The following is a 2,585-nucleotide window of genomic DNA, read 5'->3' on the forward strand; positions in this document are numbered from 1 at the left end:
CCCGAACTGTCAGAGCCCGAACTTCTCACTCCCACCGAGGTCGATCGGGATGGAGGCCCCGGTGATCCCCGCACCCGCAGCGCTGCACAGGTAGACGGCCATCGACGAGATCGCCGACGCCTCCACCCACGGCTCGGGCAACTGGTTCATCCCGCTGAAGGTCTCGGCCGCGTCCTCGAGCGTCGTGCCCTCGCCGCCGGTCATCATGGCGATCATCGACGGGTTCTCGATCATGGGGGTCCGGACGTTGCCGGGGTGGATGGAATTGCACCGCACCCCCGAGAAGCCGAGCTCGCCGGCCAGGGACTTGGCCAGCCCGCGGACCGCCCACTTGGAGGTCGTGTAACTGGCGGTGAACGGCGCGCCACGAAGGCCGACCATCGAGCTGATGATCACGACACACCCGCCCCGACCGGTGGCCAGGATGTGGGGGATCGCGGCCGTCGTGGTGACCCAGGTGCCCTTGAGGTTGATGTCCAAGGTGGTGTCCCATTCCTCCTCGGAGCGCTCCCAGGAGGCGGTGGGCTCGGGTGAGACCCCGGCGTTGGCCACCACGAAGTCGAGTCCGCCCAGTTCGGAGACCCCGGCATCGACGGCCTCCCGCATCCCGGGCAGGTTGCGGACGTCGACCTCCGCGGTCACGCACCTCCGGCCCAGCGCCCGCACCGCTTTCGCGGTGGCCTGCAGGTCCTCCGGATTGGCCATCGGATAGGGGACCGTCTCGATGTCCCGGCACAGGTCCAGGGCGATCACGTCGCACCCGGCGGCCGCGAAGGCCTCGCAGTGGGCCCGGCCCTGCCCGCGGGCGGCCCCGGTGACCAGCACGACCTTTCCGGTCAGCACGGGCGGGGTGGCGGTGGGGCTCGACATGGTAGGTGTCCTTCGGTGATCGGTGGCGGGCCCTGCGGGGTCGTCCGCCCTGCGGCATGCTGGAAGTCCAACGTAGACAAAGTGATAGGTAGTGATCATCATGCTTCAACGGACTCTTGTCCTAGTGGATACCTCATATCTACTAGCTAGCTTCTACAACTCCTGGGAGGAGGGTGCGCGCGGTCAGTTGGAGATATCCCTGGCCACGGTCGTGCACCGTTTAGACCAGGTCGCCCACGGTCTCGTGGACCAGCCGGTCCAGCGACAGAACTGGTACGACGGCATCCCGGATTCCGGCCCGCATCGGTACCAGCGCACGCTCCGGGTGATCGAGGGCGTGCAGCTGCGCGCGGGGCAGTTGATCGAGTGGGGCGAGCGGCGCACCCAGAAAGCTGTCGACACGTTACTGGTCGCGGACATGATCCAGGCCGCCTACAAGGGGCAGTGTTCCGACATGGTGCTGGTCACCGGGGACGCCGACATGATCCCGGGGGTCCGGGTGGCCGTGGACGCCGGCGTGCGGATGCACCTGGTGGGCTTCGGCTGGGATTCCATCTCCTCGGCGTTGCGCCACGCCTGCGACACCACGTTGGTGCTGGATCCACGCACCGATTTCCACGACGCCATGCAGATCAGGGTCCTGGAGGGGCCGATTCCGCCCAAGGTGAGGTCCTCAGCCGAGCGGCCCACCGCCCCCGGTGACGACGCCAGCGAGCCGGAGGGCGAGGAGTCGGTGGGGATGGTCGAGGTGGATCTGCGGTCCGATCGCGCGTCCGCCACCTCGGTGGCCGACGAGACCAACCTGACGATCGCCGACGAGGAGTGGGCCGCCGACGCCGAGGAGCGGGCGGCCGACCAACAGGACTGCGCAGTGATCTCCGAGACCCGCGGCGCCGACGCCCGCGATGCCGAGACCGGCGCGGAGGTGCCGACGGAGAAGGCTCCACAATCGCGGGCGCAGCACTCGGACAGCGGGCCCCATGGCAGCGGGCCACAGGAAACCGAGCCCCAGTCGCAGCCGCCCTCCCGGGCTCGAGCGCAGGCCGGAGCCTCGACGCCGGGCCCCTCGCCCAATGGTTCGTCGCGCCCGAGCCCGTCGATGATGGCTCCTCACCGCCGCCCGCTGCGGTCCAAGTTCGTTCCCCTCTCCGAGGAGGTGTGGACCTCGTCCGGCGAGCAGACGCCGTTCGATGTGGGCCAGCAGTATGCGACCTGGTGGTACGAGCAGGCCGCCACCGAGGAGCAGCGAGACCAGGCTCACCTCCTCTCCGGGGGCGTGCTCCCTCCCGCGGTGGACCGGCCGCTGCTGCAGTTCGCATGTCAGATGCTCAACGAGTTCACCCTGACCGAGGCGCAGCGGGTGCGGCTGCGCGACGGATTCCACGAGGGGATACGCGCGGTTCTGCTCAAGCACCGCTGACGTGCGCCGTCAGGGCGTCAGAACGGCGGGGGGTCGTGGTCGTAGTCGTCCGGCCCGTCGTCCTGCGCCGCGGCCGCATTCTCGCGGCGCTGTGCGGCGATCCGGCACGCGCGCCGGTACCAGTGGGTGCTGAGGGGCCGGGGTCGGAGCCAGGGTCGCTCGGCGGAGCCGGGTCCGGGAGGCGCCTCGGACCCGTTGCGCGTCCGGTCCCGCCACTTTGCCAGTGGGCCGTCGGGAAGGGTGGTGATGGTGTGACCACTCTCCGTGACGATGGTCAGCGTTCCGTCCCGCAGGA

The 2,585-nt window shown here is 69.6% G+C and carries 2 protein-coding genes and 1 pseudogene; 1 reads left to right on the forward strand and 2 read right to left on the reverse strand.

Translation table 11 applies throughout. From position 1 onward, the window contains the following. Nucleotides 1-9 precede the first annotated feature (9 nt). Complete coding sequence (locus G6027_RS14890; protein WP_182637853.1) at nt 10-870, reverse strand: mycofactocin-coupled SDR family oxidoreductase; 861 nt, start codon at nt 868-870, stop codon at nt 10-12. Between the two features lie 100 nt (nt 871-970). Here G6027_RS14890 and G6027_RS14895 point away from each other — a divergent pair, with 100 nt between their 5' ends. Beyond that, on the forward strand, nt 971-2,290 hold the full coding sequence (locus G6027_RS14895; protein ID WP_182637855.1) for an NYN domain-containing protein: 1,320 nt from the start codon (nt 971-973) through the stop codon (nt 2,288-2,290). 17 nt (nt 2,291-2,307) lie between these two features. Here G6027_RS14895 and G6027_RS14900 read toward each other — a convergent pair. Further along, nucleotides 2,308-2,585, reverse strand: a pseudogene (locus tag G6027_RS14900) (HNH endonuclease); the annotation flags it as partial.

The sequence above is a fragment of the Dietzia sp. SLG310A2-38A2 genome (genome assembly GCF_014145095.1).
GTDB lineage: Bacteria > Actinomycetota > Actinomycetes > Mycobacteriales > Mycobacteriaceae > Dietzia.